At 74.5% G+C, this 4,029-nt stretch carries 4 protein-coding genes; 1 reads left to right on the top strand and 3 read right to left on the bottom strand.

Annotation, left to right across the window (positions count from 1 at the left end):
* Window positions 1-152: 152 nt before the first annotated feature.
* Entirely contained in the window at window positions 153-1,781 is a 1,629-nt protein-coding gene (gene groL / locus KJP73_RS19080) for a chaperonin GroEL (protein WP_213284463.1), read from the bottom strand.
* Between the two features lie 275 nt (window positions 1,782-2,056).
* On the opposite strand from groL, the gene KJP73_RS19075 reads away from it, so the two are divergent.
* Window positions 2,057-3,343, top strand: coding sequence for a glycoside hydrolase family 15 (locus KJP73_RS19075; RefSeq protein ID WP_213284462.1), 1,287 nt, complete (start codon window positions 2,057-2,059; stop codon window positions 3,341-3,343).
* 26 nt (window positions 3,344-3,369) lie between these two features.
* Here the strand turns inward: KJP73_RS19075 and KJP73_RS19070 are convergent, their stop codons facing one another.
* Entirely contained in the window at window positions 3,370-3,573 is a 204-nt protein-coding gene (locus KJP73_RS19070; RefSeq protein ID WP_213284461.1) for a cold-shock protein, read from the bottom strand.
* Between the two features lie 122 nt (window positions 3,574-3,695).
* Window positions 3,696-4,029 (bottom strand): LytR C-terminal domain-containing protein (locus KJP73_RS19065; protein WP_213284460.1); only part of this gene is annotated, 334 nt, incomplete at its 5' end.

Here is a 4,029-nt window from a genome sequence, read left to right as displayed (position 1 = left end):
CGCGGGGGGGGGGGGGGGCGGGCCCCGCGGGGGGGGGGGGGGGCGGGGGGGGGGGGGGGGGGGGGGGCCGGCCCCCCCCGGGGGGGGGCCGGCCCGGGGGGGGGGGCGGGGGGGGGGCGCCGGGCGCCCCGCCGATCAGCGGGAGGCGTGGATCAGAAGTCCATGCCGCCCATGCCGCCGTCGCCACCCGGAGCCGGCGCGCCGGCCTTCTCGGGCTTGTCGGCGACGACCGCCTCGGTGGTGAGGAACAGCGCCGCGATCGACGCCGCGTTCTGCAGCGCGGAGCGGGTGACCTTGACCGGGTCGTTGACGCCGGCGGCCAGCAGGTCCTCGTACACGCCGGTCGCGGCGTTCAGGCCGGAGCCGGCCGGGAGGTTGCGGACCTTCTCCGCCACGACGCCGCCCTCGAGGCCGGCGTTCACCGCGATCTGCTTGAGCGGCGCGTCGATCGCGATGCGCACGATCTGCGCACCGGTCGCCTCGTCGCCCTCGAGCTCGAGGGTCGCGAAGGCCTTCTCGCCGGCCTGGATGAGGGCGACGCCACCACCGGCGACGATGCCCTCCTCGACGGCCGCCTTGGCGTTGCGCACGGCGTCCTCGATGCGGTGCTTGCGCTCCTTGAGCTCGACCTCGGTCGCGGCACCGGCCTTGATGACGGCCACGCCGCCGGCCAGCTTCGCGAGGCGCTCCTGGAGCTTCTCGCGGTCGTAGTCCGAGTCGGAGTTCTCGATCTCCGCGCGGATCTGGTTCACGCGACCGGCGATCTGCTCGGCGTCGCCGGAGCCCTCGACGATCGTGGTCTCGTCCTTCGTGACGACGATCTTGCGCGCCTGGCCGAGGACCTCGAGGCCGACCGTGTCGAGCTTGAGGCCGACGGTCTCGGAGACGACCTGGCCACCGGTGAGGATGGCCATGTCCTGCAGCATCGCCTTGCGGCGGTCGCCGAAGCCCGGGGCCTTGACGGACACGGACTTGAACGTGCCGCGGATCTTGTTGACGACGAGCGTGGCCAGGGCCTCGCCCTCGACGTCCTCGGCGACGATGAACAGCGGCTTGCCGGACTGGATGACCTTCTCCAGCAGGGGCAGCAGGTCCTTGACGTTCGAGATCTTCGACTCGACGAGCAGCACGTAGGCGTCCTCGAGGACGGCCTCCTGGCGCTCCGGGTCGGTCACGAAGTACGCCGACAGGAAGCCCTTGTCGAAGCGCATGCCCTCCGTGAGCTCGAGCTCCAGGCCGAGGGCGTTGGACTCCTCGACCGTGATGACGCCCTCCTTGCCGACCTTGTCCAGCGCCTCGGCGATGAGCTCGCCGATCGCGGTGTCGCCGGCGGAGATCGACGCGGTGGCGGCGATCTGCTCCTTGGTCTCGATCTCCTTCGCCTGCTCCAGCAGGGCGGCGGTCACGGCCTCGACGGCCTTCTCGATGCCGCGCTTGAGGGCGATCGGGTTGGCGCCGGCGGCGACGTTGCGCAGGCCCTCGCGCACGAGCGCCTGGGCGAGCACGGTGGCGGTGGTGGTGCCGTCACCCGCGACGTCGTCGGTCTTCTTGGCGACCTCCTTGACGAGCTCCGCGCCGATCTTCTCGAACGGGTCCTCGAGGTCGATCTCCTTGGCGATGGAGACGCCGTCGTTGGTGATCGTGGGGGCGCCCCACTTCTTGTCCAGCACGACGTTGCGGCCCTTGGGGCCCAGGGTGACCTTGACGGTGTCGGCGAGGACGTTGAGACCCCGCTCGATGCCGCGGCGGGCCTCCTCGTTGAAGGCAATGATCTTGGCCATGGGGCTATCGATCCTTCACTGTGGCTCGTGGTTCGGCCGGACGGCGCCCGCGACGGACGGCCCTGCCGCGCCCCACGGTCATGTCCCGTCGGGGCGGCGGACCTCACCGGTCGGCCTGTGTACTCATTCTGTCACTCTCGACCCGAGAGTGCTAAGTCCATGGTTAGCACTCGGCCTGGGCGAGTGCAAGGCCCATCGCTCTCGGCGGACGCCCCACGACCCCGTGCCGCGGACCCACGGGACGAGGGCCCGCGGGGACGGCTAGCCTGCCCGGCATGCTCTCCCGCAGCGTCGCCGCCGTCGTGGCGCTCGGCGTGCTCGCGGCGGGGCTCGTGGCCTTCGGGGCGTCCGGCCCGCGGGAGGCGCACGTCGACCTGTACGCCGAGGGCGTGGTCGCGACCCCCGACGGCCCGCGCACCGTCCCCGCCGGCGAGGTCCCGGAGCTGCACCCCGGCACGCGGGTGGTCGTCGACGACGCGAGCACCGAGGACGACGCGCTCGCCGCCGAGCAGCGCGCGTGGCTGGAGTCGGGCGAGGTCCCGGGCGCCGACGGGCCGTACGCCGACCTGGTGACCGACGCGCTGCTCGACCTGCGCACGCTGGTGCTCGACGACGGTGCGGCGGTGGCCGCGTGGACCCCGCACTGGCGGTACGTGTGGCCACGGGACGCGTCGTTCGTCGCGGTGGCGCTCGCCCGCACGGGGCACGTGGAGGACGCGCTGGAGGTCCTGGGCTTCCTGGCGCGGGTCCAGGCCGACGACGGGTCGTTCGAGGCCCGCTACCTGCCCGACGGCACCGGCGTCCCCGACGACCGCGCCGCGCAGACGGACGGCACCGGGTGGGCGCTGTGGGCCGCGGGCGAGACGGTGGCCGCCGCCGCACCCGAGGACCGGGCGGCGACCGCCGAGCGCCTGCGCGGGCTGGTCGAGCGGTCCGCGGGCCGCGCGACGTCGCTGGTGGCGGGCGACGGCCTGCCGGCGGCGTCCCCGGACTACTGGGAGGTCCCGGAGGACGAGCTGACGCTCGGCACCGTCGCGCCGGTGCTCGCCGGGCTGGAGGCCGCGGACGACGTGCTGCTGCTGCTCGGCGAGGACGACGGGGCGGCCGCGGTGCAGAGCGCGGCCGCCCGGACGCGGACCGCGGTGGAGCGCGCGTTCGGCGACGACACGGCGTACGGCCGGTACGCGGACGGCGGCGTCGCCGACGCGGCGAGCGCGTTCGTGCTTCCGCCGTTCCAGCCCACCGCCCTCGACGGCGCCGTCGAGGGCTGGCAGGCGTCCGCGGCGGCGATGGCGCGGCCCGCGGGCGGCCTCGCGCCGGGCGCCGGGTGGAAGCAGGACGGCATCTCCTGGACGCCGCAGACGTCGCTCTACGCCCTGGTCGCGGCGGAGAACGGCCTCACCGCGGAGGCGCAGGCCCGGCTCGACTGGCTGGACGCGCACCGGACGGGCATGGGCGCGCTGCCCGAGAAGGTGCTCGCCGACGGGTCGCCCGCGGCGGTCGCCCCGCTGGCGTGGACGGCGGCGTGCGTGGTGCTCGCGGCGGACGCGCTGGACGGCTGAGCGCCCGGCGCGTCCGCCGGTCGGCTCTACAGCGGGCGGACCTGCTCCGCCTGCGGGCCCTTGGTGCCCTGCCCGAGCTCGAACTCGACGGACTGGCCCTCCTCGAGGCTGCGGTAGCCGCTCGACTGGATGGCGCTGAAGTGGACGAACAGGTCCTGACCGCCGTCGGCCGGGGTGATGAACCCGTAGCCCTTCTCGGCGTTGAACCACTTGACGGTGCCCTGCGACATGCGGAACTCCTGGTGACGACGTGATCGGGCGCCGTCGGTGGCCGTGGTCCCCCCGGCGGGCCGGCAGGCGGTCACCGCGACGCGGCCGAGCGTAGCCGCGGGCCCGCGACCTGCGGAAGAGGTCAGCTGTCGAAGTCGCGCAGCAGGAGGACGACGACGCCGTCGTCCGCCACCTCGGCCGACTCGACCACGTTCGCGATGCCGAGGGTCGTCGCGACCTGCTGCGCCGTGGCGGAGAGCTCGGGCGTGCCGTAGAAGATGGTCGTCGCGGTGCTGCCGCCGGCGTTGCCGTTGCCCGTCTCGACGGAGGTGAACCCGGCGCCCTCCAGGTCCTCCGCGGCGCCTGCCGCGAGACCGGTGATGCCCGACGCGTTGAGCACGCGGACCGTCGCGTCCAGGTCGGGGGCGGGCGGCGGGTTCACCTCCGTCGAGACGGGCAACGGCAACGCCGGCGGC

Source organism: Cellulomonas hominis, assembly GCF_901521055.1.
Lineage (GTDB): Bacteria > Actinomycetota > Actinomycetes > Actinomycetales > Cellulomonadaceae > Cellulomonas > Cellulomonas endometrii.
This window is presented reverse-complemented; position numbering and strand designations above follow the sequence as displayed.